The organism is Nocardioides sp. NPDC023903 (genome assembly GCF_040639295.1).
GTDB lineage: Bacteria > Actinomycetota > Actinomycetes > Propionibacteriales > Nocardioidaceae > Nocardioides.
This window is the reverse complement of record NZ_JBEZZS010000090.1, coordinates 1-1,206: the sequence shown is the minus strand read 5'-3', so window position 1 is coordinate 1,206 and position 1,206 is coordinate 1. Positions and strand designations below refer to the sequence as shown.

General features: G+C 66.1%; 1 protein-coding gene. It reads right to left on the bottom strand.

Annotation, left to right across the window (positions count from 1 at the left end; genetic code table 11):
* Nucleotides 1-130: 130 nt before the first annotated feature.
* On the bottom strand, nucleotides 131-1,206 hold a 1,076-nt coding region (locus AB0F44_RS30145), incomplete at its 5' end, for a hypothetical protein (RefSeq protein WP_357361046.1).

The window sequence follows — 1,206 nt, the reverse complement described above, 5'->3', positions numbered from 1 at the left end:
AGATGAGCCAGGGGCGGGTGGGGTCGCGATCGGGGTTGGTGAGGGCGGCGAAGACTGCGTGAGGTGGGGCGGGTTGGCTTCGCCGGCGGCTGCCGATGGCGTGCATGGGCAGAGGGTAATTGGCGGCGGCTCAGCCGGTGGTCAGGTCGATGCCGAGTTCGGTTCGGCCGCACTGGGTTGCCTGGGTGGCGAGGAGTGTGCGGAGGGGTTCGGGGATTCCCTCGCGGGCTTCGGAAATCGATTGCCAGATCGCCGGGTCCTGCGTCGTGATGGTGGCGACGAAGAGTTCCAGGTTGTCGGATTCGTTGAGGAGAGTCAGGGAGCGGAGTCGGGCTGAGACGTCCTGGCGGAGGACGATTTGTATCAGGGTTGTGGTGCAGTCGGCGGTGGGGGCGGCTTCGAGGGCTTCTCGGAAATTGTTGTCGGTGAGGGTGTTTATGGCGGTGGCGAGGGTGTCGTGGGTGGCGGCGGGTAGGTCGTTGAGGACGGTGAGGGCTTCGGGCCAGAGGTTGTGAGTGGCGGTGGCTTCTATGGCGGCGGTGAGGTAGGCGGGGCGGTGCATTACCGGGAGGGCGGCCAGGCGTTTGCGGTCGGGGGTGGAGAGGGCGAGGGCTACTGGGAGGAGGGTGGGCCAGTGGTTTTCGGTGTGGGCTTGTTCTATGAGGGTGGTCAGGGAGTCGTCGGGTTCGGTGGCTACTCGGGCGGCGACGGTGTGGAGTTGGGTGGGGGAGAGGTGGGTGGCTAGGGGGAGTAGGGAGAGCCAGAGGTTTTGAGTCAGGGCTAGGTCGGCGATTTTGGTGAGGAGGGTGGGGTTTTGCATGGCCGGGCGTTGAGCCAGGCGTTGTAGGGGTTCTGGGGCCATGCCTGCTGCTACAGGGAGGAGGGTGTCCCAGGCGTCTACTTCTTCTACTGCGGCGAGTAGGCCGTCGATGACTTCGTCGTCTTGGGCGGCTACGACGTTGGCCAGTTTGGAGCGTTCGGTGGGGCCGAGGAGGGCTAGCAGGGTGATTGCTTTGGGCCATTCGTCGGCGTCGTGGGTTGCGCGGATGACGCCGGGGACGCGGTCGGTGACGATGGTGAGGAGGCGGTCGGCTGCTGAGGTTTCCTCGAGGTAGTAGCCGACCTGGAGGATGTCGAGGTCGGCGGCGTGGGGGAGGGCTGCGCGCAGGACCGAGTCGGGGACCGAGCCTGCGAGGTTGCCCATTG